Origin of the sequence: Roseateles puraquae (assembly GCF_002205845.1) — a bacterium.
GTDB lineage: Bacteria > Pseudomonadota > Gammaproteobacteria > Burkholderiales > Burkholderiaceae_C > Pelomonas > Pelomonas puraquae.
Genome location: NZ_NISI01000004.1, coordinates 58,633 through 82,216 on the forward strand (window position 1 = coordinate 58,633; position 23,584 = coordinate 82,216).

The window sequence follows — 23,584 nt, forward strand, 5'->3', positions numbered from 1 at the left end:
TTGAATCGTCAGGGCTTGGCTTCGCGCGCCTGCCGATCCCGCAGCAGACTCAGCGCCAACCCGAGTTCTCCTTCCGCCGCGCGCCGCTCGGAAAAACGATGCATGCGCCCGGCCGATTGGCAATCGAACCCGACCGACCCGCCGGCCTCCTCTGCAAACACGTCCATGGCCGCCTTGAGCGTCGCCGCGTCATGGGATTGGGCCGACGCCGGCACGCCCACACGAGCGGCCACTGACTGCGCGATCCTGGCATCCACGAGGTCTCGCGAGGCCGACAGCAACTGAGCCGCTGCGGCCCGGCAGCGCGGCAGGCGGCGCGAATGCGCGGGATGCTGCACAGCGCAGGCGCGCGTCAGGCCCACCATGTCCACCCCCGGCATCGCTGCATCGATGCCGATCACCTTGACCAAGGCGTGCTCACGCGCGAGGCCATCGGGCTCCATCGAAGCGATGGGCGCCACCTGCGACTCCAGCAGGAACGAGCCGGCTGACAACTGCGTGCGCGAAGCCACCTGGGCGAGCGCAGCATCCGCCGCGGCCTCATCACGTTGCGAAACCGCCCGCACCAGCAGCCGCAGCCACGGCCGCGCATCCCCCGGATCAAGCGCCGCCCAACGTTCGATGCTGAGCTGCTGGCACTGAGGCCCCGGAGGGCCGTGCACCGGCGAACCGCACGAGGTCAGTGCCATCTGGTACGCCGTGGCGTCTTGGCTGCCGGCCGCCAGCAGCGCCGCACCTTCGACATCGCTCATGACGAGACGAGCCGCCACCTGCTGCCGGATCGTGCCCGCCGCCAGCCGGCTGGCCATGCGGCTCAGCGCCAGATCGCCTTGCTGCATCGAGCGGTCCATCTGCGCCTTCAACCAGGGCAGCCCCCGCTGCCGGATCTCCTCGGCTGTCCATCGGCCGACACCGCACAGTTCGATCCCCTCCGGCGGTACCTCGTCTTGCGCGGAGGCCTGTGCACCCTGTGCCCGGCGCTGGCCGCCGGGCTCGCTGGCCGCGCGTGCGGACGCTCCGCTCGCCGCCGAGCCCGGTCGTGGTCGCGCTGCAGGGGTTGGCCAGTTTGCCGGGCGGCCAGCTCTGCCGGGCACGACGTCTGGGGCCGACGGCGCCGGGCTGGGCGCCGAATCGTGCACGGCATGCCAGCCCAACCCGGCGACCAGGCCGACCAGCACCAGCGCGGCAAGCAGCTTGCGGCCGCCGTCGCCCATCAGCCCTTCAACCCCGCCAGCGCCTCCCGCACCGCCGCCACCTGCCGGCGCGACACCGACAGCCATTCATCCACGTGCACGATGCGCACCGCCCAGCTGTCGGCGGCCTCCGGGGCGCCGCCACCGTCCAGCTCACCGAAGTCGGTCGGCGCATGCCGCTCCAGCTCCCGCACCGCCCATCGCGCCACCAGCGCATTGCGGTGCACCCGCAGGAAGCGGTCGCCCAGGCGCTGCTCCAGCTCCGACAGCGCGCCGTCCATCACGAGGCTCTCGCTGGCAGTACGCAGGGTGAGGTACTTGAGCTCGGCCTTGAAGTACAGGACGTCCGACACCGGGATGCGCAGCAGCCGGCCCCGGTCGGTCAGCGTGATGAAGTCGTTGGGCTCGGGGGTCGCCGCCCGGTCGCCCTCACCGCCCGGGCCGGCTTGGGCCGCGGCCCGCTCGGCCAGGCGCTGGGCCGCGCGGGCCAAGGCCGCCTGCAGCCGTTCACGGCGCACGGGCTTGGTGAGGTAGTCCAGCGCCTCCAGCTCGAAGGCGCGCAACGCATGCACCGCGTGCGCGGTCACGAAGATGATCAAGGGCACCGGCACCCCTGGCAGCCGCTGGGCCAGGCCGTCGGCGAACTGCAGGCCGTCGGCACCCGGCATCTGCACATCCAGCAGCACCACGTCGCAACCATGTTCGCGCAGCCAGCTCGCCGCTTGCGAGGCGGTGGCCGCCTCGGCCAGCACTTCACAGCGTGGCTCGGTGATGGCGTCGACCAGCCCGCGCAGGCGCAGCCGGGCCAGCGGCTCGTCGTCAACGATGAGGATTCGCAGGGGTGTCGTCATAGCGGCACGAGTATGCGCAAGGTGAAGCGGTCTTCGGTCTGCTCGATGTCAAACTGGGCCGCGACGTCATGCATCAGCTTCAAGCGCTGGCGCACATTGCGCAGCGCCAGGCCGTGGCCGGCCGTGCGCGATGGCGCGCCGACGGTGTTCACGATGCAGATCTCGACCTCCGCGCCGTGGCGGCGTGTACGCACCTCCAGCTCGCCGCCGTCGTCGTTGGGCTCCACGCCATGGCGGACCGCGTTCTCCACCAACGGCTGCAGCAGCAGCGGCGGCACTCGGGCAGCGTTGGCTTCGGGGTCAAGATGCCAGACGATGCGCAGGCGCTTGCCGAAGCGGATCTGCTCGATGGCAAGGTAGCGGCGGGCCAGGTCGATCTCTTCTTCCAGCGTGACCGAGGCGCTGGCATCGGCCAAGGCCACACGGAAGAGTTCGGCCAGGTCCTCCAGCACGCTTTCGGCTCGCGCCGGGTCGACCTGCACCAGCGCAATCGCGCTGTTGAGCGTGTTGAACAGGAAGTGGGGGCGAATGCGCGATTGCAGCTCCACCAACTGAGCCAGCGCATCCGCAGGCCGCTGGGTGTGTTCGCGCAGCTTGAGCCAGGCCAGGAGCAAGCCCGCGCCACTCGCGCCGGCCGCGGCCACGCTGCCCACGCGCCAGGCGGTGGCGGGCTCGATCCAGGTGAAGCTCAGCAGCCCGAAGCCCATCAGCGCGCAGGCGCTGCCCAAACTCATCAGCACCAGCCACTGCAACGGCTCGGGCAGCCGCGGCCAGAGCTTCTTGGCCGCGCACACGATCAGCAGCCACGACAGCACGGCAAACATGGTCACGACGGTGCCGTTGGCGGTCAGCGTGAACCACTGGAACAGGTCTCGTGCCACCAACGCTGCGCCCAGGGCCAGCAGCAGCTGCACGCCAAGCACGGCCCGCAGCACCAGGCCGACGTGGCAGACGTCGAAGGCCCGGGTGGCATCCAGCAGCGGCGGCGTCCTCAGCTCCGGCAGGTCGGGCAGTTCGGTCGCCGAAAAGCCGAGCCACTGGCTGAGCTGCATGGACTCATGCCAGACGCTGTGGCGCATGGGGGCGCGGCGCTTGAAGAAGAACATGACAGGGGCCCACGAAGCGGGTTGTTTTGTTGGCGTTCGATAATCCCGGGCTGCGCCGCATTGTGCGCGCTGATTTCCCCACGCTGCCCCATGTCCGACAACCAACTCGCCAACAAATCCCAAGCCTGGTCTGCGCTGTTCTCCGAACCCATGAGCGACCTGGTCAAGCGCTACACGGCCAGCGTGGGCTTCGACCAGCGCCTGTGGCGCGCCGACATCACGGGCAGCCTCGCGCATGCGGAGATGCTGGCAGCCCAGGGCATCCTGAGCACGGAAGATCACGCCGCCATCCAGCGGGGCCTGAACGAGATCGCCGCCGAGATCGAGGCCGGCCAGTTCGAATGGAAGCTCGACCTCGAAGACGTGCACCTCAACATCGAGGCCCGCCTGACCGAGCGCGTGGGCATTGCCGGCAAGCGGCTGCACACGGGCCGCAGCCGCAACGACCAGGTCGCCACCGATGTGCGGCTGTGGTTGCGTGGCGAGATCGACGAGATCAGCAGCCTGCTGCGCGCGCTGCAGAGCGTCCTGGTGGAAAAGGCCGCCGAGCATGCCGACGTCATCCTGCCCGGCTTCACGCACCTGCAGGTGGCCCAGCCGGTGAGCTTCGGCCACCACCTGCTGGCCTATGTGGAGATGTTCGCCCGTGACGCCGAGCGCCTGGCCGACGCACGCAAGCGCGTCAACCGCCTGCCGCTGGGTGCCGCCGCCCTGGCCGGCACCAGCTACCCGCTGGATCGTGAGCGCGTGGCGCGCACGCTCGGCATGGACGGCGTCTGCCAGAACAGCCTGGACGCGGTGAGCGACCGCGACTTCGCCATCGAGTTCTCATCGGCCGCAGCGCTCGTCATGATCCACATCTCGCGGCTGTCGGAGGAGCTCATCCTGTGGATGAGCCAGAACTTCGGCTTCATCGCCCTGCCGGATGCCTTCTGCACGGGCTCGTCGATCATGCCGCAGAAGAAGAACCCGGACGTGCCGGAGCTCGCCCGCGGCAAGACGGGCCGCGTGGTCGGCCACCTGGTCGGCCTGGTGACCCTGATGAAGGGCCAACCCCTGGCCTACAACAAGGACAACCAGGAAGACAAGGAGCCGCTGTTCGACACCGTCGACACGTTGAAGGACACCCTGCGCATCTTTGCCGACATGCTGGCCGGCCTGACCGTCAAGCCCGAGGCCATGCGTGCCGCGGCCCTGAAGGGCCATGCCACGGCCACCGATCTGGCCGACTACCTCGTCAAGAAGGGCCTGCCCTTCCGTGACGCGCACGAGGTGGTGGCCCATGCGGTCAAGACGGCCTCGCAGCAAGGCGTGGACCTCGCCGCGCTGACGCTGGCGCAGCTGCAGGCCTTCGATGCCCGCGTGGAGGCGGATGTGTTCGAAGTGCTGTCCCTCGAAGGGTCGCTCAATGCGCGCAATGTGCTGGGCGCCACCGCACCCGCCCAGGTGCGCGCGCAAGTCGAGCGCCACCGCGCCCGGCTGGCTTGAGCTGGCGCAACACGGCTGATCGACACCCGACCTAGCATTCGACGATGACGACCCTCGCCTGGACCGACAAGCTGGTCCTGAACCAGCCCCAGCTCGACCACACCCACGAAGAGTTCGTGGGGCTGCTCAATGCCTTTGGCGCCGCGCTCGACGCAGGCGACGACGCCCTTCCCGCCTATCACGCGCTGCTGGCGCACACCGAGGCCCACTTCGCGATGGAGGAGGACTGGATGGCGCGCTGCGGCTTCGAGCCGGTGAACTGCCACGCGAGCCAGCACAAGATGGTGCTCAACGTGATGCGCGAGGCGCTGCGCTACGCCACCGAGCTGAAGGACCGCGAGCCGCTGAACATCCTGCGCACCGAGTTGGCCGGTTGGTTCCCCCAACATGCGGAGATGATGGACGCGGCTCTGGTCTTCACGATGGAGCAGCTGGGCTTCGACCCGCTCACGGGCGAGCGCCGCGAGGCGGTGGCCGCCGGTGAGAGTGGCTCAGGCTGCGGCGGCAGCAGCTGCGGCCACTGACGACACCGCCGGGCTGGCGCCCCGGTCAGACCGGGTTGTGACGCGCCGCATGCGGATTGACCTCGATGTTGGCCACGTGGCTGATCAACAGCCCGTCCGGCCCGGGCACCGCCAGGATGGACATGCGGTTCTGCGACGGCGGCCGGGGTTCACCTGACGGCGTCTTGTAGGCCCCCAGCAGCCAGCGCACCACCAGCAGCCGCAGGCCGCCGGGCAAGGTCTTCACATGCTCGACGGCTTCCAGCTTCAGCGGCACCCCGCGGAACATGAGGTCGAAGAACACCACATGGGCCTGCTTCACGGCCGCATGACCCTGCCAGTGCATGCCCACGACGTTGACCCAGTGGATGTCGGGCGTGGCCACCGCGAACATGGCATCCATGTCGGAGGCGTTCCAGGTGTCTTCCATCACGCGCAGCAGCGCGGCCACGGCAGGCTCGATGGGCGTCGGGGTGGCAAGGGGTGACGATGAGGTGGGCATGGGGCTGGCTCCGAGCAGAGGCAATACCGCGGCGCTCAAGCAGCGCTGCATCCAGTGACGGCGATGGGATGAGGGCATGGCGGCAGGTGGCGGCGGTGGAACATCGCTCCACTCTAGGCAGCCCAGCCCCCGAGCGATTGCACGGATCGGACATGAACGCGATCAAGGGCGACCCAGGTCGGGCCAAGCGGCCAAGAAGGCTCCTGGCGGCTGGCCGGTGAAGGCGCGGCAGTCCCGGATGCAGTGCGACTGGTCGAAATAGCCCGCCTCCAGCGCCAGTTGCGTGAGCGGCGACGCCGGTGCGCGGGCATGGGCCTGCATCAGCGACTGGAAGCGCAGCAGGCGGCCGTGCAGCGAGGGCGGGAGGCCGGTGCGCTCGATGAAGCGCCGGTGCAGGTGGCGCTCGCTCCAGCCCAGTTGGCGCGCCCACAGCGCCACGCGGCCGTTGTCCGTGGCAGCGGCCGGCCCCATGCCCGGCGTGATCCGGGCGGCCACCAAGGCATCCAGCCCGTCCGCCGGCCGTGCGGCTGCCAGCCGCTCGCCAAGCCAGGCGGTGGCACAGGCCACGCGGGCGTCGAAGTCCGGTGCCCGTGCCAAGCGATCGCGCAGGCGCAGCACCGCGGTGCCGAGCGCATCCGGGGCCGCCAGCGCGTGGTCAGCCAGCCCCTGCAGCGGCAGGCCGAACAGCCGGTGCGGCCCCGTGGGCTCGAAGTGGATGGTGAAGGTGTCCACATCACCGAGCATCTGCAGACGCTTGCCCGGGCGGGTGTGCGGCGCCACGAGGACCACCTCAGGCACGGCGCGCGGCGACTCGGCTCCCGTGCCGACTCGCACCGGCTCGCCCAGGTAGAACTCGATGAACCGGTCCAGGCGCGCCGGCAGGTCGAAGGCCGGCACATGGCGCTGAGCCTCGCGGCAGCGCCGCTGCGAGAAGCGCGCCACGATGCCGCCGAGGGCGGGGATGGGCGGGGTCTGGCGGTAGGTCAGCATGGCCGGCAGCAGTTGCCGCCAGCATAGCCACCTCGATCAGCGGCCGAGCAGTTCCTTGACCTGCGCCAGCGCGCTCGGGTCGTCCAGGGTGGTGAGGTCGCCGGGGTCGCGCCCCTCCGCCACGGCCTGCAGCGCGCGGCGCAGCAGCTTGCCGGAGCGTGTCTTGGGCAGCAGGCTCACGAAATGCACCCGGGCCGGCCGCGCCACCGCACCGAGCTGGCCATCGACATGCTTCATGACCTCGCCCTCCAGCGCCATGCCGGCCTGAGCCGGGTCGCGCAGCACGGCGAAGGCGATCGCCACCTGGCCCTTGAGCTGATCGGCCACGCCCACCACCGCCACCTCGGCAATCGCCGGATGGCTGGAGATGCTCTCCTCGATCTCCCGCGTGCCCAGGCGATGGCCGGCCACGTTGATGACGTCGTCGGTGCGGCCGAGGATGAAGGTGTAGCCGTCCGCGTCACGCAGGCCCCAGTCGAAGGTGGAATACACCTGCTGCCCGGGCACGCTGCTCCAGTAGGTGCGCACGAATCGATCGTCGTCGCCCCAGACCGTCTGCAGGCAGCCCGGTGGCAGCGGATGCGCGATGGTCAGCACGCCCTTCTGGTTCGGCTCGGTCAACGGCTGTCCGGTCTGCTCGTCGAGCAGTTGCACGTCATACCCGTACATCGGCACGCCCGGCGAGCCGAAGCGTGTGGGCACCGTCTCGACGCCAGGAATGTGATGCGCCACCGTCAGCAGCGGCCAGCCGGTCTCGGTCTGCCAGTAGTTGTCGATGATGGGCACGCCCAGCGCCTCGGCGATCCAGCGGCCGGTGGGCTCGTCCAGCGGCTCGCCGGCCAGGAAGAGTGCCCGCAGGCTGGACAGGTCATGCCGCTTGAGCAGCGCGGGGTCGTGCTTCTTGAGCACCCGAACCGCCGTTGGCGCGCTGAACATGACCGTCACCTTGTACTTTTCGACGAGGCTCCACCAGATGGCAGCGTCCGGGCTCACCGGCAGGCCTTCGTACATCAGCGTGGCCATGCCGGCGATCAAGGGCCCGTAGATGATGTAGCTGTGGCCCACCACCCAGCCGATGTCGCTGGTGGAGAAATAGGTCTCGCCGGGCTTGCCGCCGAAGATGTAGTCCATGCTGGTGGCCAAGGCCACCGCATAACCGCCCACGTCGCGCTGCACGCCCTTGGGTTTGCCGGTCGTGCCGCTGGTGTAGAGCGTGTAGCTGATGCGATTGGACTCCAGCCAGACGACAGGCACCTGGGCGCCGGCATGCTGGGCCCGGAGTGCGGCGTAGTCGAGGTCACGCCCGGACACTACCGTGAACGCGGCCAGACCGCGGTCCACCATCAACACCTTGTGCGGCTTGTGCGCCGCCAGGGTGATGGCTTCGTCGAGCAGGGGTTTGTAGGGCACCACCTTGCCACCCCGGCTGCCGGCGTCCGCACTGATGATGAGCTTGGGCGCCGCGTCGTCGATGCGGCTGGCCAGGCTGACCGACGCGAAGCCACCGAACACCACCGAATGGATGGCTCCAATCCGCGCGCAGGCCAGCATCGCAAAGGCAGCCTCAGGGATCATGGGCATGTAGATCAGCACCCGGTCGCCCTCACCCACGCCCTGGGCCTGCAGGATGGCCGCCAGGGTCTGCACTTCGGCCTGCAACTGCGCGAAGCTGTAGACGACCTCCCGGCCGACCTCGGTGGACACCCAGATCAGCGCGGCGTCATCCGGCCGTGTGGCCGCATGGCGGTCAACCGCGTTGTGGCAGAGATTGGTCGTGCCGCCGACGAACCAGCGCGCAAACGGCGGTCGGCTGGTGTCGCAGACCTGCTCGGGCAGTGTCTGCCAGTCGATGCGCCGGGCCTGCTCGGCCCAGAAGGCATCACGGTCGGTGATCGAGCGGCGGTGGAAGTCGGCATAGGTATTCATGCCGATCAGTGTGGGCTCGGGGCACTGACGTCAGTCTGACCCCGTGGCGCGCGTGACAAAATCTCGGGTTTCTACCCATCTCGTCAAAGACGAAGACCGGGTTTGCCCTGAAAATTACAAGCTTTACGTCCCGATTGGGTTGACGCTGCCCGGCGCCATCCCTAACCTGCGCCCCGCTGTCTCCCGCCCGCTACTGCGACCGCTCGCGGCCCGCCCCTGGTTCCGGTTCCCGTCCTGCATGTCCCTGGTTTCCCGTCGTCTGCTGACCCGCCTTGCACTGGCATGCCTCCTGGCAGCCGGCGGTGCGGCGCACGCGCAGGGCACCGCCCAGGCTGCAACGGTCACCCCGCCCCCGGGCACCATGACCGGCGCCTATGGCCAGAGCCTGCAGCAGCAGGCCGCGGCCCCCGAGAAGCCGAGCACGGCCACCCAGCCGGCCCAGGCCAAGGCGCCGGCGCAAGATGCCGTGACCCGATTCCTGAGCGAACGCGGCCTGCTCAACAGCGTCGAGCAAGCCGGGTCATCTCGCCTGTTGGCCAGTGTGCGCGACACCGCCTCTGACTTGGTGCTGTCGGCGATGAACTTCCTGGGCGTGCGCTACACCCGTGGTGGCAACTCGGTCGAGAACGGCTTTGACTGCAGCGGCTTCACCCGCCACATCTTCGAAATGAGCGTGGGCCTCGTGCTTCCGCGCCGTGCCGACGAGCAAGCCAAGGACAGCAGCCTGCTGTCTATCCGCAAGGATGAACTCAAGCCCGGCGACCTGGTCTTCTTCAACACCATGAAACGCACCTTCAGCCACGTGGGCATCTACGTCGGCGAAGGCAAGTTCATCCACGCCCCGCGCACCGGCAGCGCCGTTCGGGTGGAAGACATGCGCGATTCCTACTGGGCCAAGCGCTTCACCGGCGCCCGCCGCGCCGACCTCAAGGCGGCGGCCGAGAGCAACACCGTCACGCGCTGAGAAACTGCTGACCGCAGACCGCAGTTTCGCCATCGGCATGGCCTCGATTTCGGCGGCGCGCCGACGATGAGCGACCTCTTGATCACCGCACGGTGATCATCGCTGCGCGGCAGCGGGCTGCCGCTCAGTTGTAGGTGGCCGTGTAATAGGCCACGGCGTTCACCGTGCCTGCGGTGACCGTTGCCGCCGTCTGGTAATAGCGCACCCGGTAGCTGATCGTGTTCGACCCGCTGCTGACCGAATTGATCTGTCGAGTTTGCGCGCCCGAGATGATGGCCCTGTTGGCCGAATCCACGATCTGAACGCCCACGCCCGTGGCCGTGCCGGTGTTGCTGATCACAGAAACGCCGGTGGCGTCTTGGCTGTCCACGTCAAACATCCAGGCCATGCTCAGCGACATGGCGCCACCGCCGGTAGAGCAGGTGTATCGAATGGTCAACGGCGTGCCAGCCGCAGTACTCCCCACACCCTTGAAGGCGGACCTGCCGACGGTGGGCAAGACCACCGTCTGATCTGCTGGCGTCGCAAGCGTGCAGGTGCTGCTCAACGTCGTGATGGGAATCGACGGGCCGTTGATGGAGCCAAGCAAACCTGACTGAAAGGCGCATTTGGGACCACTGCACGTCACCGCCAACAGCCAACCGTCCCCGACCGATGCCATGGCGCCACTCAGCGCAGCCGGGATGGTTCCACTGACGGCGCCCGTGTTCGTGGCAAAGAACGTCAGGCCCAGGCTGACACGGCCGCTGCAGGTGCCCGAGCCATTGAAGATCATGATGGGCCGACTGGCGGGACGAGTGCCCGTCTGACTGCAAGGCCCCGTGACCCCGGATGTGAACCCATAGGTGGCCCCTGGTGGCGACTGGGTGACGTTGGAGGTGACGGAGACGTTGGTCACCCCGCTGACGACGTACTCATTGCCAATACTCTGGGACGTCAGCAGGAAGACGTCGCCATCCACGCCGCCGCTGCAGCTGAAATTGGCCGAGATGACGGTCGAGAAGATGATCTTCCCGGCGGGCACGGACGCCGTCACCACGATCCGAGACGGTGCCGTCGGGCTCATGCTGAACGAGGAGAAGGTGCACGTGGGGGCCGCCTGCGCGCCGAGCCACACCAGGCCCAGCAGCCAAGCGACAAGCCCGCGAGCCCAAGGGAGGATGCAGAGACCGCGTTTCATGGCTTCTTCTCGGAGTGGCTGCAGGCAGCGACCTGGCAGGCGGTGGTGCCCTTCTGCGCGAGCACGGGCTGGGCATCGGCGCCAGGAGGCGCTTGCGCCAGATCGCGCGGCGAGCTTGCGCTGGCGGGCTCGCAGGTCACGCCGGCCAGCACCAGGGCATCGTCCCCGCCAGTCGGGTTCGGCAGGTCGTAGCGGATCAGGCACTGGTCCTGCGCCTCACCGCCCCAGGCCACGCGCAACCGACCAGCCAATTCGCGGCTCGGCACTTCAATCCGACCCACTTGGCCGACGTTGCCGACCTGCATGCCCGAAGCGTCATACACGCTGGCGCCGAAGGGCAAGGGCTTGCCGTCGGCTCGGCGGCCCTGCAGCATCAGGGTGTAGCCCGGCAAGCGCTTGAAACGCCTCAGCACGATGGCGCCGGCCCGCGGTGCGACCATGGCGCTGGTGCTGTCGAACCGGGCGCTGAGCGGCGCCCGAGACACGTCCAACTCCACCGAATTGCTCGCATAGGGCGTCAGGTAAGGCATCAGCGCGTAGCCGTCGTCATTGAGTTGGACGGCCTCGCTGGTGGCGAGGTTCATGCCCTTCGCATCGGCCACGTGCACCAGGCCCATGGTGTCGCCAACGAAGGGAGCAAAGACTACTTGGCCATCCGCCGCGACGATGCCACCGCTCAGGGTCAGCGACTGCTGGCTGATACCGCGGGAAGTCAAGGCGGTCACACCCACTGTGGCCGTGCGAGCCTGGTAGCCCGCGTTGACCGACAGCGTGTTGCCATTGCTCTGCGAGTTCAGCTGATTCAGGCCATAGCTGAACTGGCCGCGCGAGCCATAGGCGCCCGACAAGCCCACCTGCCGCGTGTCCCCGGTGGAGGAGGCATGCGTGTATGAGGCGACAGCCCCTGTGCGGGACTCGGGGCCGGTACTCAAGGGGATGGACATCGCGAGGCTGTAGGTGTTCTGGGTGTTGGCACTGCCGAGCGTTCGTGAACGGCCGGCACTCAGCGACAGCTGAACCGGGCCCCACTGCTGGCTCACCCCCGCCTGGTAGGAGAACTGCTTGTTCGTGCTGTCCCAAAAACTCGCGGTATTGGCTGCGATGAAGAACGAGGTGCTTTGGCCCACCATCTGGCTCACGCTCAACACCATCCGATTGCGGGCCCGGGAAGGTGCCATGGTGATGGCGGCCTCGTCGGTGTCCTGCTGCCGCAAACCTTCTTCGAGGCTGTAGAAGCCACGCGAGGAGTAGCGATAGGCGATGAAGCTGAAATGTGTGCGCGTAGGCGCGATGGATTCAGCCCAACTGGTCTCCACGCTCCAGCCCTTGTAGCGCTGGAGGCTGTTGCGCTTGAAGCTGGCCTGGATGCCGTTGACTTGGAAGGCGCCGATCGGTGTGTTCCAGGCGCTGCCCAGCAGCACGGCCGCGTAGTCATCGGAAGCCAGCACGCCACCGGCAAGGGTGAGCGTGTTGTTCAACCCATAAAGAGCGGTCCCCTGCAGCAGCTTGCGGGTGCGCGCGTAACCGAGCACTTGGCCCACATCGACGGCATAGTCGAACACGCCCTCGCGCAGCAGTTGCGGCAGCACCGAGAAGGGCATGGTGGTGACCGTCTGCTTGCCATTGGCCTCCGTGACCACGATCTTCAACTCACCGCCATAACCGGTGGGGTAGAGATCGTTGATCTCAAATGGGCCTGGCGGTACGGTGGTGCTGTAGACCACCACGTTGTTCTGCAGGATCTCGACTTTGGCGTTGCCCACCGCCACACCGCGAATGACGGGCGCAAAACCCCGCTGCGACTCCGGCAGCATGCGGCTATCGGCTGCCAGCGATACACCACGCATGCGCACGCTGGAAAACAGCTGCCCGCCGGTGTAGGCATCGCCGATCGACAACGCCGACCGCCATGCGGGGATGTCCGTGCTCAGGCTGGTGCCCAGGTCATCGTGCTGCCAGTGGCCACTGGGCGTCAGGTTGTAGTTGATGCGCTTGCGCAGGCGCCAGTCACCGTAGTTCACGCGAGCGCTGAGGCCGGCGAAGGCGGTCACCACGCGCACGCCTTCGTTGTCTGTTCGAAAGCCGTTGAGGGTGTAGTCCAGAACGGAGGCGTTGATCCCTCGGTCCAGGGACTCGGGCGGCACATAACCTCGGGGCTGGCGCGCCTGACTGGCTTGGGCCACATAGAAGTCCAGGCGCTGCTCACCGCTATCGAACCGCACGCTGACGCCACGCGTGAATTGCTCAATGGGCTGGCACCCTGAATCCCCGCTCGCGATGGCGGGCTGGCCGGACTGCGGCGCGGCGCTCGAGGGCAGCATCGACTCGGGCCGCAGCCTGAGCAACTGCAGCAAGTCGCTGTCAATGCAAGGAATGGCTGGGTTGCCCGCCAAGCGAATGTCGCGGCGCATGAGCCAGCGGTCATTGACGAACACGTCGGCTCGGTAGACCCCGGCGAGTTGAGGGTTGCCTCGAGAGAACCGCGATACGTCCACGCGCGACCCAGTGCCGAGCGCGAGCAAGTCACGGCTGAACTCAAAGCCATCGACCTGGGCAGATGCCATCTTCTCTGGTTCGGCCGCCGAACCGTCGGACGTTGGAGGTGCCGCCAACAAGAACCCGGGATGCAAGACCGCCCAACAAGCGGCAACGCTCAGCGCCGCCGCAGTACGGCGTGAAGGAGACCGGCAGCGCACTTCAGGGGAGTTCCACGGTGCCATCGACGAACGAGCCGTAGTCGTCGACGGTTTTGAAGATCACCCGCATCACAGGGCTGGACACCGGCTGGGCCGCAACGAACTTCAAGGTCAAGACATCGAAGGGGGCGACCATGCCGCTGAGCGCGGGCAGCTCGGTGCCGTCGGCCAGCTTGGCACGCACCTCGGCGAACGAGACGTAGAAGGCGCTCGGGTTCCGCACGGTCACCACAACCTCGTTGCCCTCGCCCGCCGCGCGGGCCCACCTGAGCTGGCTGGCCGATTTCTCCGGCCCACCTGGCAGCATGGCAGGCCGATAGAAGATCTTGATCCGTGTCTTGATGGCGAACTGCAGGTAGTTCTCCGACACCATGTCCTTGGGCTTGGGCGGGATCTCGAGCACGTTGAGCCAATAGACCGACTCACGGTCCTTCGGCAGGTCGGCACCCAGGAAAACCAACCGCATCACCTGTGTCTGCGGTGGATCAAGCCGGAAGATGGACGGAGTGACCGAGAAGGGCACGTCCAGCTGCTCAGGCGCAGCTTGTGGATTGCCGGCATCGACCCAGCTCTGCACGAGGGCGGGCGTCTCGCCGTTGTTCGTCACTCGGATGGTGACATCACGATTGCCTGCGGGGTAGATCACCCGCGTGCCGGTGATGACCACCGACGCGCGGGCGACAGGCGCCACAACGAACATCGCCACCGCCACCATGACAGTGGCCGAGGCGAGTGCTCGAAGCAAGCTCGTGAGCGGCGTGCACCTCTTGCCAGCCAAGACTCCCATCACGTGTAGATCAGCGTGTAGGTGAAGCTGGAGGTGAAGGTGCCTGCGGTGGCTGCCCCGGTCGCGTAGTAACGGACGTAGAAGCGCTGAGTCGCTGCACTGCTGGACAGCGTCACGGCCGACGGACCCTGGCTACCAGACGCGGCCAGCATGTTCACCACGGCGAATGTGCTCGTGAGAATCTGCCCATCAACATTGGTCGCCGAGCCACTGTTGATCAGCCGACCACTGGCGTTGATCGTCGAACCGCCCTCGAAGAGAGTATTCATCGTGGCCGCCGAGCAGGCCGAGACAGACACGGACCACGGCGTGGTGCCCGCTGTGGCGCCATTGGACGCCAGTGACGTCTTGGAAACCGTTGGCAACGAGACCGTGGTGCTGGACGGTGTGACGGTGCAGGTGACCGCAGTGACGGTACCGCCAAGGCTGACGGTCCCGTCGACCGCGAAGGCACTACACGCGCACAGCGCGAGCAGCGAGGGTGCTAGGAACTTCCTGAACATGGTCAAACCCCTGAAATGTGCGCTGATGCGACGGAGGTCCTGCATGCGCTCAGGAGTAAACCAGCGTGTAGGTGAAGCTCGACGTGAACGTACCCGCCGTGGCTGCGCCGGTGGCGTAGTAGCGGACGTAGAACTGCTGCGTGGCCGCATTGCTGCTCACGGAGACCGCCGTGGTGCCTTGGCTGCCGTTCGCGGCGCCGATGTTGACCACGCCGAAGGTGCTCGTGACGATCTGACCGTCCACGTTGCCAGCCGTGCCGCTGTTGATGAGGCGGCCATTGCTGTTGACGGTGGTCCCGGCCTCGAAGAAGGTGTTCATCGTGGCGGCGGAGCAAGACGAGACCGACACGGACCACGGCGTGGTGCCTGCGGTGCTGCCGGCGGTGGCGAGCGAGGTCTTGGAGACAGTGGGGAGCGTGACCGTGGTGGCAGACGCGGTCACGGTACATGTGGCACTAGAGACGTTGCCGCTGACGGTGACCGTGCCGTCGACTGCGTAAGCACCGGAAGCGGAAATCGCGAGCACGGCCAGCGCCGAAATTTTCTTGAACATGCCTATCTACTCCTTGAGAGGAACCTCGTTGCGATGGGAATCAGCGTCAGGCGCTCTGGCCGTTGGAAACGCCTTTGCAGACACTGCAATCGCCTGCAGGCTGAGCCTCGTCCGCAAGCCGGCTAAGGGTGCTGCTGCTGCAAGCGGTCGCCATCATGAGGATGACGGACACGCCCGGGCGGCTTTCTGACGAGTGGCCTTGAAGGCGGTGCGAATCGATGCCCAAGGCCGCCGAAAGGTTGGCTCGGGATGCGTGAGAGATGGACGACGCACGCGCTACATGAGTCGGCTTGTTCGAGTCCAGGGATCCCGGCAGGCCATCCCATGGTCCGCACTGCAGACGCACAGCCGAAACGCTGGCTTACGCCCGCAGCGGGTGGGCGGCTTGTGGTTGGCTAACCGAGGGTTGCCACGTCGGCGCGGGGGCCGCCGTTGTCGCGCCAGGCTTGTGCCAGCAAGGGCTGCACCCAGGCCGGCTTTGCGTGGGCGAGCAGCACTTTCACGCCGCAGCGCTTGCCACCCCAGTAGAGCGGCTGGACCGCGCCAGGCTCGCGAGCGATCCACGCATCGCGGGCATCGTCGTCTTTGATGAAGGCGCGCAGCTCGGCGCCATCGGGGGTCATGGTCGCGAAGATCCTGCCCTTGACGCCGGGCAGGCGGAACGACGTGAGGTCGTGGTGCGGCTTCTCGACCGCACCTGGCAGGCCCAGCGCAAGTTGGCGGGCCTGCGCGGGCGTCATCCAGCCACTCGCTTGGCGACCAGTGTGAGGATTTCGTAGCTCGCGCAGAGCTCCCCCCGCTGGTTGGTCACGGCCACATCCCAGCCGATGACGCCCTGCGCGGGTTGGTCGTCGCGCGGCGGGCGGTCGATCTTGCGCTTGGCGGTCAGCCGCGCCTGGATGGTGTCGCCGATGGCCACGGGCGTCACGAAGCGCAGGTTCTCCAGACCGTAGTTCGCCAGCACCGGGCCCGGTGCGGGACTCACGAACAGACCCGCCGCCGCCGACAGCACGAAGTAGCCATGCGCGATGCGCTTGCCGAAGGGCGACTGCGCGGCCGCAACCTCGTCGAAGTGCATGTAGAAATAGTCGCCCGACAGGCCACCGAAGGCGACGATGTCGGCCTCGCCCACGGTGCGGCGGTGCGTCAGCAGGCTCATGCCCACTTCCACATCCTCGAAGTAGCGGCGGAAGGGGTGGATCTCGCTCTCGGTGACCGCCCCGCCGCGCTGGTACTCGCCGGTCACGGCCGAGATCATCGTCGGCGAGCCCTGCACCGCGCAGCGCTGCAGGTAGTGCTTGACCGCGCGCAAGCCGCCCAGCTCCTCACCGCCGCCGGCTCGCCCCGGACCGCCGTGCTTGAGCTTCGGCAGCGGCGAGCCGTGGCCGGTGTTCTCCAGAGCCGCCTCGCGGTCGAGCACCAGCATGCGGCCGTGCCAGGCGGCGAAGGTTGGCACCGCCTCGGCGGCGAGCGCCGGCGTCTTGGTGCAGACCGTGCCGACCAGACTGCCGCGGCCGAGCGTGGCCAGGTACAGGGCCTCGTCGAAGTCGCCATAGGGCAGCAGCGTGGTCACGGGGCCGAAGGCTTCCAGGTGGTGGGCATCGCTGGCGGCTGAATCGCGGGCCAGCAGCAGGGTCGGTGCGAAGAAGGCGCCGTCTGCCACGCCCTCGCCCTTGGGCGCAAAGCCATTGCGCTCGGACAGCAAGAGCTCGCACTGCTGCGCCAGTTGCGCCACACGTTCAGCCACGTCCGCCTGCTGCGCCTTGCTGGCGAGCGCCCCCATGCGCACGCCCTCGACGGCCGGATCGCCGACCACCGTCTTGGCCAGGCGCGCCTTCAGCGCCGTGGCCACTGCATCCACGAGCGGACGGGGCACCAGCGTGCGGCGGATGGCCGTGCACTTCTGGCCGGCCTTGGCCGTCATTTCGCGGGCGACTTCCTTGATGAAGAGGTCGAACTCGGGATCGTCCGGCGTCACATCGGGCGCGAGGATGGCGCAGTTCAGGCTGTCGGCCTCGGCGTTGAACGGGATGCTCTTCTTGAGCAGGTTCGGGTGGGCCTTGAGCATCAGCGCGGTGTCGGCGCTGCCGGTGAAGGTGACGACATCGGCCTCGTCCAGTCGTTCGAACAGGTCACCCGTGCCACCGATGATCAGCTGCAGCGCGCCGGCGGGCACCAGGCCCGAGTCGACGATCAGCCGCACGCAAGCCTCGGCCACGTAGCTGGTCGCCGTCGCGGGTTTCACCAGGCAAGGCATGCCGGCCAGGAAGCTGGGCGCGAACTTCTCCAGCATGCCCCACATCGGGAAATTGAACGCATTGATGTGCAGCGCCACCCCGCGCTTGGGCACCAGCACGTGGCTGCCGATGAAGTGGTTGTTGGCGCCCAGGCGCATCGGCGGGCCTTCATGCAGCACGTTGCTGCTGGGCAGGTCCTTGCCGCCGATGGAGGCATAGGCGAACAAGGTGCCGATGCCACCCTCGATGTCGATCCAGGAGTCAGACCGGGTCGCGCCTGTGTGGGCGCTGATGGCGTAGAGCTGCTCCTTGCGCTCGATCAGGTAGTTGGCCAAAGCCTTCAGCACCCGCGCGCGGTCCTGGAAGTGGCTGCGAAGCAGGCCAGGCAGCGCGGTGGCGCGCGCGTAGGCCATGGCCTCGGCAAAGTCCAGACCTTCTTCATGGGTGTGGGCAACGACGCGACCATTGATCGCGCTGTGCAGCGGCTTGGCCGCGCGCTCGCCGACCCAGCGGCCGGCGATAAAGCTCTGGAGGGTGCTCACTTCAACAGCTTCCAGGTTCCGTTCTCGATCTGCACCATCACGCGGGCGCGCTGATCCAGCCCCAGGTGGTCTTGCGGCGACATGTTGAACACGCCGTGCGCGCCGGCCAGGTTCTTGACGTTCTCCAGCGCATCACGCAGCGCTGCGCGGAAGGCTGGCGTGCCCGGCTGGGCCTTCTTCAGCGCCTCGGGGGCCGCGGCGGCCAGCAGCAGGCCGGCATCCCAGGCATGGCCGCCAAAGGTCGAGACCGAGCCCTTGCCGTGCGCTGCCTCGTACTTGGCGATGTAGTCCATCGCGCTCTTCTTGACCGGGTGGTCGGCCGGCAGTTGCGCTGCCACCAGCACCGGGCCCGAGGGCAGCAGCGTCCCTTCCACGTCCTTGCCGCCCACGCGCAGGAAGTCGTTGTTCGCCACGCCATGCGTCTGGTAGATCTTGCCGGCGTAGCCGCGCTCCTTCAGGGCCTTCTGCGGCAGCGCGGCGGGCGTTCCGGAGCCGGCGATCAGGATGGCATCGGGCCGCGCGGCCACCAGCTTGAGCACCTGGCCGGTGACCGAGGTGTCGGTGCGGTTGTAGCGCTCGCTGGCCACGATGTTGAGCTTCTTGGTGGCGGCGATCTTGTTGAACTCGCCCCACCAGCCCTCGCCGTAGGCGTCCGCGAAACCGATGAAGGCGGCGGTCTTCACGCCGCTGTCCACCATGTGCGTCACGATGGCCAGGGCCATCATGATGTCGTTCTGCGGCGTCTTGAAGACCCAGCGCTTCTTGGCGTCGATGGGCTCGACGATGCGGGCCGAGGCCGCCATCGAGATCATCGGCGTGCCCGACTCCGCCACGGCGTCGATCATCGCCAGCGAGTTCGGCGTCACGGTGGAGCCGATGATGAGGTCAACCTTGTTCTCGGTGATGAACTTGCGGGTGTTGGCGACCGCCGTGGTCGTGTCGGACGCGTCATCCAGCACGATGTAGTTCACCTTCTGGCCGCCCAGCGTGGTGGGCATCAGCGCGATGGTGTTCTTCTCGGGGAGGCCGAGCGAGGCGGCGGGGCCGGTGGCCGACACGGTCACGCCGACGTTGATGTCGGCCTGGGCCGCGAGGCTCAGTGAGGCGGCCAGGGCGAGCGCGAGTTGCTGGAAGGGCTTCATGGGTTGTCTCCTCGTGGTTATGAATGAACGGCGGGCTGGCGCAGTTGCACGGCACCCAGGCCGCCGAAGAACAGATCACTGACGACGGACGCCAGCGCTTCGGGCGAGAGGTCGCCGTCGGGCCGCAGCCAGGTGAACGTCCAGTTGATCATGCCAAAGAGCAGCATGGTCAGGGGCTTGTGCAACTGCGCATCTTGCAGCTCGGGCCGCACGCGGGTCAGCGCGGCCGCGAACTCGGCCACCACGCGCCGCTCCACATCCAGCAGGCGCTGGCGCTCGGCGTCGGCCAGGAACTTGATTTCGCTGGTCAGCACGCGGTGCTGGTCCTGCGCATCGGCGTAAACGCTGGTGAAGCGCTCAATCAGCGCGCGCAGCTCGGCATCCGGCGCCAGCCCCTTGGCCTTGACCTCCTCCACCAGCGCCAGGAGCGCATGCACATGGCTGTCGCAGATCTGGGCGAGCAGGTCGTTCTTGTCCTGGAAGTAGTGATAGAGCGTGGGCTTGGCCACTCCGCAGGCCTCGGCGACCTGGTTCATGGAGGTGGCGCTGAAGCCCTGCTGGGCGAACAGCCGCGCAGCCTCCGCGAGCATGTCCTCGCGTTGGGCTTCGAAACCGGGGGCGCGTTTGCGGGCCATTCGTTCAGCGTTCGTCGAAGGAGATGACGACATGCTCCGTCAACGGATGCGCCTGGCAGCTCAGGATGAACCCGGCGGCCACTTCGTCCTTGTCGAGCGCAAAGTTGCGGTCCATGCGCACCCGGCCCTCCAGCACCTTGCAGCGGCAGGTGGAGCACACGCCGCTCTTGCACGAGAAGGGCACGTCCATGCCTTCGCGCGCAGCGGCGTCGAGCAGGCTGGGGTCGGTGGCCAGAAACTCGATCTCCCGGGCGATGCCATCGCGGACCACCGTCACCCGAGCCTGGGCCGCATCGCCCGCCTTGACCTCATGCGGCGCCGGCTGGCCGCTCATGGACTGCGGCGTCCCGAAGCGCTCGATGTGGATGCGCTCGGCCGGGATGCCCGCGCCGCGCAGCGCGGCCTCGGCCTGGTCGTTCATCTCGAAGGGACCGCAGACGAAGACCTCATCCACACTCGCCGCCGGCACCGGGCCGGCAAGGAAGGCGCTCAACTTGCCAGCGTCCAAACGGCCACCGTACAGCGGTGCATCCACCGCCTCGCGGCTGAAGACCAGGTGCAGCGACAGCCGGGTCATGAAGCGGTTCTTCAGGTCTTCGAGCTCTTCCTTGAACATCGTCGACGCGGTGCGGCGGTTCGCATAGATCAGCGTCGCCCGGGACCCGGGCTCGCTGGTCAGCAGGGCCGACACCAGGCTCAAGATGGGCGTGATGCCCGACCCGCCCGCGATGAAGAGCACATGCCGCCCTTCGCGACGGGCCGGGGGCATGATGAAGCGCCCTTGCGGCGGGTAGGACTCGATCAGGTCACCGGGCTTGAGCTGCTCGTGCACCCAGGTGGAAAAGGCGCCGCCGTCCACGCGCCGGATGCCGACCTTCAAGGCCCGGTCCGAGCAGATGGAGTAGCTGCGGCGCAGCTCCTGCCCGCCAAGCGTGGTGCGCAATGTGAGGTACTGCCCGGGCTCGAACCCGAAGCCTTCGGCCGGCGCCTCGAAGCCGACGACCATGGCGTCATCGGTGTCGCGCTCGACCGAGGTCACGCGCAGGGGATGGAAGTGGAGTGCCATATCAGATCAAGGCGAAGGGCGCCGAGGGAACACGGCCACAGAGGCACAGAGACACAGAGGGGCTGTCATCCCGCAGCCTCTGCGTCTCTGTGCCTCTGTGGCGCATTTTTTCGGCTCAAGGTCAGATCGGTTTGAAGTATTCGAAGGGCTCGCCGCAGTCGATGCAGCGCCACGTGGACTTGCACGGCGTGGAACCGAAGCGCGACAGCTGCTCGGTCTGCGCACCGCTGCAGCGCGGACAGCGCAGGCGCGGCACCACCGAAATGGCCTGTGCCGAGCCGCACTGTGGCGGCACGATGCCGTACTGCTGCAGCTTCTCGCGGCCGGTGGGCGTGATCCAGTCGGTTGTCCAGGCCGGGGCGCGCTGCAGCGTCACCGTGACGGGGCCAAACTCGGCCAGCGCGGCGCGCACGTCGTCGGCGATCAGCTCGGTCGCCGGGCAGCCGCTGTAGGTAGGCGTGAGCACCACCTCCAGGCCCGCGTCGGTCGCGCGCAGGTCGCGCACAATGCCCAGCTCCACGAGGCTGACCGCCGGGATCTCGGGGTCCGGCACGGCCGCCAGGCGCTCGCGTGCCGCGGCCAGGTTCACCACACGCCTCCCGGGTAGGCGCGCTGCAGGTGCTGCATCGTGCCCAGCAGGTGGCCCATGTGCTCGCTGTGGATGCCGAGGTGGCCCTGGGGCTGCATGGCGCTGTCGCGCGGCAGCGTGAGCGTGGCCTCCGCCAGCAAGGTGGCCCAGCGGGCACGCCAATCGGCCTCGATCTCGCCCCACGCCGGGCCCACGCCTGCCACGCCGGCCGCCGCGAAGAGCTCGTTGAAATAGGGCGTCAGCACCACCAGGGCGGTCTGCATGCGGGCCTGCGACTCGGCGGTGCCGTCTCCCAGGCGCACCACCCAGTCGCTGCTGTGCTGGCGGTGGTAGCGCACTTCCTTCAGCGACTTGGCGGCGATGCCGGCCAACTCGGCGTCGTTGCTGGCCTGCAGGCGTTCGTACAGCAGCTCCAGCCAGATCGACACGGCGGCATTGCGCAAGGTGGTGAGCGCGAAGTCACGGCCACCCGAGCCGTCGCTGGGGCTGGCGGCGGCATTGGGCAACTCCACCAGCACGAGGTTGCGGTAGTCGCGCTCCTCCCGCAGGAAGGCGAGCTGGTCTTCATCGCGACCGGCGCCTTCGAGCTGACCGGCGTAGGTCAGCAAGGCGCGCGCCTGGCCCAGCAGGTCCAGCGCCATGTTGGACAGCGCCAGGTCTTCCTCCAGCACCGGCGCATGGCCGCACCACTCGCCCAGGCGCTGGGCGTGGATGAGGCAGGTGTCCGCCAGTTGCAGGACATAGGTGAGCTTGGCGTCCATCACATGTGATTGAGTTGCTCGGGCAACTCATAAAAGGTGGGATGGCGGTAGACCTTGTCGTCGGCCGGCTCGAAGAGGCTGCCCTTCTCGACCGGGTCACTGGCAACGATCTGCTCCGAGCGCACGACCCAGATGCTCGTGCCCTCCTGGCGGCGCGTGTAGACGTCGCGCGCCATCTGGATGGCCATCGCCGAATCGGCGGCATGCAGGCTGCCGCAGTGCTTGTGGTCCAGGCCCGCCTTGCTGCGGACGAAGACTTCCCACAGCGGCCATTCGTTCTTCGTGTTGCTCATGTCGTGCGTCCTTAGGCGGCTTGGGCCTGGGTGGCCTGCTTCTTCGCATGGACCATCGCGGCCTCACGCACCCAGGCGCCATCGTCCCAGGCCTTGTTGCGCGCAGCCAGGCGTTCGCGGTTGCAGGGGCCCTCGCCACCCACCACGCGCCAGAACTCGGACCAGTCGATGGCGCCGAAGTCGTAGCTCTCTCGCTCGGCGTTCCACTTCAGGTCAGGGTCGGGCACGGTCACGCCCAGGATCTCGGCCTGCGGAATGGTCGCGTCGACGAACTTCTGGCGCAGCGTGTCGTTGGAGACGCGCTTGATACCCCAGCGCATGCTCTGCTCGCTGTTCGGCGAATCCTTGTCCGCCGGGCCGAACATCATCAGCGCCGGCCACCACCAGCGGTTCACGGCGTCCTGCACCATGGCCTTCTGGGCGGCGGTGCCCTTTTGCATCATCACCAGCAGGCTCTCGTAGCCCTGGCGCTGGTGGAAGCTCTCCTCGCGGCAGACGCGGATCATGGCCCGCGCATAGGGCGCGTAGGAGCAGCGGCACAGCGGCACCTGGTTCATGATGGCCGCCCCGTCCACCAGCCAGCCGATGACGCCGATGTCGGCCCAGGTCAGCGTGGGGTAGTTGAAGATGGAGCTGTACTTGGCCTTGCCCGACAGCAGCGCCTCGGTCATCTCGTCGCGGCTGGTGCCCAGGGTCTCGGCGGCGGCGTAGAGGTACAGGCCATGGCCGCCCTCGTCCTGCACCTTGGCCAGCAGAATGGCCTTGCGCTTGAGCGTCGGGGCGCGGGTGATCCAGTTGCCCTCGGGCAGCATGCCGACGATCTCGCTGTGCGCATGCTGGCTGATCTGCCGCACCAGCGTCTTGCGGTAGTGGTCAGGCATCCAGTCCTTGGCCTCGATGAAGTCTCCCGCATCGATGCGGGCTTCGAAGGCCTCCTCGCGGGCCAGCTCCTCGGCGCTCTTGACGACCTTGGGCTTGGCCTCGCGCGCCATCAGGTCCATGGCTTGTGTGTACATCAGCGGCTCCTTTGCTCAGGCGGATGAACACAGCCACAGCGGCACAGAGACGTTCGAGCGC

The 23,584-nt window shown here is 67.7% G+C and carries 23 protein-coding genes; 3 read left to right on the forward strand and 20 right to left on the reverse strand.

Annotation, left to right across the window (positions count from 1 at the left end):
• Window positions 1–8: 8 nt before the first annotated feature.
• Genes CDO81_RS11720 through CDO81_RS11730 form a run of 3 tightly spaced genes read right to left on the reverse strand, consistent with a single transcriptional unit; the run spans window position 9 to window position 3,150 of the window.
• Window positions 9–1,214: a hypothetical protein gene (locus CDO81_RS11720; protein ID WP_088483403.1), complete on the reverse strand. Its 1,206-nt coding sequence runs from the start codon at window positions 1,212–1,214 to the stop codon at window positions 9–11.
• Complete coding sequence (locus CDO81_RS11725; protein ID WP_088483404.1) at window positions 1,214–2,044, reverse strand: LytR/AlgR family response regulator transcription factor; 831 nt, start codon at window positions 2,042–2,044, stop codon at window positions 1,214–1,216. Before CDO81_RS11725 ends, CDO81_RS11720 begins: the two co-directional genes overlap by 1 nt.
• Complete coding sequence (locus CDO81_RS11730) at window positions 2,041–3,150, reverse strand: sensor histidine kinase (protein ID WP_241516965.1); 1,110 nt, start codon at window positions 3,148–3,150, stop codon at window positions 2,041–2,043. The genes CDO81_RS11725 and CDO81_RS11730 overlap by 4 nt, the downstream gene beginning before the upstream one ends.
• Window positions 3,151–3,240: 90 nt before the next feature.
• Here CDO81_RS11730 and argH point away from each other — a divergent pair, with 90 nt between their 5' ends.
• Together argH and CDO81_RS11740 are read left to right on the forward strand one after the other, a co-directional pair.
• Window positions 3,241–4,638 carry an argininosuccinate lyase gene (gene argH / locus CDO81_RS11735; protein WP_088483405.1) on the forward strand — a complete coding sequence of 466 codons (1,398 nt, stop codon included), beginning with the start codon at window positions 3,241–3,243 and terminating at the stop codon, window positions 4,636–4,638.
• 44 nt (window positions 4,639–4,682) lie between these two features.
• On the forward strand, window positions 4,683–5,162 hold the full coding sequence (locus CDO81_RS11740) for a hemerythrin domain-containing protein (protein ID WP_088483406.1): 480 nt from the start codon (window positions 4,683–4,685) through the stop codon (window positions 5,160–5,162).
• A gap of 25 nt (window positions 5,163–5,187) precedes the next feature.
• Here the strand turns inward: CDO81_RS11740 and CDO81_RS11745 are convergent, their stop codons facing one another.
• The 3 genes from CDO81_RS11745 to CDO81_RS11755 all read right to left on the reverse strand — a co-directional run bounded on the left by CDO81_RS11745 (window position 5,188) and on the right by CDO81_RS11755 (window position 8,559).
• The gene (locus CDO81_RS11745; protein ID WP_158218251.1) at window positions 5,188–5,643 is read right to left on the reverse strand and encodes an SgcJ/EcaC family oxidoreductase; all 456 of its coding nucleotides are present in this window, start codon (window positions 5,641–5,643) and stop codon (window positions 5,188–5,190) included.
• A gap of 162 nt (window positions 5,644–5,805) precedes the next feature.
• Window positions 5,806–6,633, reverse strand: a complete 828-nt coding sequence (locus CDO81_RS11750; RefSeq protein WP_088483408.1) for an AraC family transcriptional regulator — start codon at window positions 6,631–6,633, stop codon at window positions 5,806–5,808.
• Window positions 6,634–6,669: 36 nt separating this feature from the next.
• Window positions 6,670–8,559 (reverse strand): propionate--CoA ligase, encoded by a 1,890-nt coding sequence (locus CDO81_RS11755; protein WP_088483409.1) that lies wholly within the window; start codon window positions 8,557–8,559, stop codon window positions 6,670–6,672.
• Window positions 8,560–8,797: 238 nt separating this feature from the next.
• Here CDO81_RS11755 and CDO81_RS29120 point away from each other — a divergent pair, with 238 nt between their 5' ends.
• The gene (locus CDO81_RS29120) at window positions 8,798–9,523 is read left to right on the forward strand and encodes a C40 family peptidase (RefSeq protein WP_158218252.1); all 726 of its coding nucleotides are present in this window, start codon (window positions 8,798–8,800) and stop codon (window positions 9,521–9,523) included.
• A 124-nt stretch (window positions 9,524–9,647) separates the two neighbouring features.
• Here the strand turns inward: CDO81_RS29120 and CDO81_RS11765 are convergent, their stop codons facing one another.
• The 14 genes from CDO81_RS11765 to paaA all read right to left on the reverse strand — a co-directional run bounded on the left by CDO81_RS11765 (window position 9,648) and on the right by paaA (window position 23,523).
• Complete coding sequence (locus tag CDO81_RS11765; protein ID WP_088483411.1) at window positions 9,648–10,703, reverse strand: fimbrial protein; 1,056 nt, start codon at window positions 10,701–10,703, stop codon at window positions 9,648–9,650.
• A complete protein-coding gene (locus CDO81_RS11770) occupies window positions 10,700–13,267 on the reverse strand; it encodes a fimbria/pilus outer membrane usher protein (RefSeq protein WP_158218253.1) in 2,568 nt (855 codons plus the stop codon). The genes CDO81_RS11765 and CDO81_RS11770 overlap by 4 nt, the downstream gene beginning before the upstream one ends.
• A gap of 133 nt (window positions 13,268–13,400) precedes the next feature.
• On the reverse strand, window positions 13,401–14,144 hold the full coding sequence (locus tag CDO81_RS11775) for a fimbrial biogenesis chaperone (protein ID WP_158218254.1): 744 nt from the start codon (window positions 14,142–14,144) through the stop codon (window positions 13,401–13,403).
• Between the two features lie 41 nt (window positions 14,145–14,185).
• On the reverse strand, window positions 14,186–14,734 hold the full coding sequence (locus CDO81_RS11780; protein WP_158218255.1) for a fimbrial protein: 549 nt from the start codon (window positions 14,732–14,734) through the stop codon (window positions 14,186–14,188).
• Between the two features lie 4 nt (window positions 14,735–14,738).
• The gene (locus CDO81_RS11785; protein WP_088483415.1) at window positions 14,739–15,242 is read right to left on the reverse strand and encodes a fimbrial protein; all 504 of its coding nucleotides are present in this window, start codon (window positions 15,240–15,242) and stop codon (window positions 14,739–14,741) included.
• A gap of 395 nt (window positions 15,243–15,637) precedes the next feature.
• Window positions 15,638–15,982 carry an MmcQ/YjbR family DNA-binding protein gene (locus tag CDO81_RS11790; RefSeq protein ID WP_088483416.1) on the reverse strand — a complete coding sequence of 115 codons (345 nt, stop codon included), beginning with the start codon at window positions 15,980–15,982 and terminating at the stop codon, window positions 15,638–15,640.
• The gene (paaZ, locus tag CDO81_RS11795) at window positions 15,979–18,021 is read right to left on the reverse strand and encodes a phenylacetic acid degradation bifunctional protein PaaZ (protein ID WP_088483417.1); all 2,043 of its coding nucleotides are present in this window, start codon (window positions 18,019–18,021) and stop codon (window positions 15,979–15,981) included. The genes CDO81_RS11790 and paaZ overlap by 4 nt, the downstream gene beginning before the upstream one ends.
• Window positions 18,018–19,163: an ABC transporter substrate-binding protein gene (locus tag CDO81_RS11800; protein ID WP_088483418.1), complete on the reverse strand. Its 1,146-nt coding sequence runs from the start codon at window positions 19,161–19,163 to the stop codon at window positions 18,018–18,020. The genes paaZ and CDO81_RS11800 overlap by 4 nt, the downstream gene beginning before the upstream one ends.
• Before the next feature lie 17 nt (window positions 19,164–19,180).
• Entirely contained in the window at window positions 19,181–19,798 is a 618-nt protein-coding gene (locus CDO81_RS11805) for a TetR/AcrR family transcriptional regulator (RefSeq protein ID WP_088483419.1), read from the reverse strand.
• Window positions 19,799–19,802: 4 nt separating this feature from the next.
• The gene (paaE, locus tag CDO81_RS11810; RefSeq protein WP_088483420.1) at window positions 19,803–20,864 is read right to left on the reverse strand and encodes a 1,2-phenylacetyl-CoA epoxidase subunit PaaE; all 1,062 of its coding nucleotides are present in this window, start codon (window positions 20,862–20,864) and stop codon (window positions 19,803–19,805) included.
• 121 nt (window positions 20,865–20,985) lie between these two features.
• Entirely contained in the window at window positions 20,986–21,453 is a 468-nt protein-coding gene (gene paaD, locus CDO81_RS11815) for a 1,2-phenylacetyl-CoA epoxidase subunit PaaD (protein ID WP_420893065.1), read from the reverse strand.
• Window positions 21,450–22,214, reverse strand: a complete 765-nt coding sequence (gene paaC / locus CDO81_RS11820; protein WP_088483422.1) for a 1,2-phenylacetyl-CoA epoxidase subunit PaaC — start codon at window positions 22,212–22,214, stop codon at window positions 21,450–21,452. The genes paaD and paaC overlap by 4 nt, the downstream gene beginning before the upstream one ends.
• The gene (paaB, locus tag CDO81_RS11825; RefSeq protein WP_088483423.1) at window positions 22,214–22,507 is read right to left on the reverse strand and encodes a 1,2-phenylacetyl-CoA epoxidase subunit PaaB; all 294 of its coding nucleotides are present in this window, start codon (window positions 22,505–22,507) and stop codon (window positions 22,214–22,216) included. The genes paaC and paaB overlap by 1 nt, the downstream gene beginning before the upstream one ends.
• Window positions 22,508–22,518: 11 nt before the next feature.
• Window positions 22,519–23,523, reverse strand: a complete 1,005-nt coding sequence (gene paaA / locus CDO81_RS11830) for a 1,2-phenylacetyl-CoA epoxidase subunit PaaA (protein WP_088483424.1) — start codon at window positions 23,521–23,523, stop codon at window positions 22,519–22,521.
• Window positions 23,524–23,584: the final 61 nt, after the last annotated feature.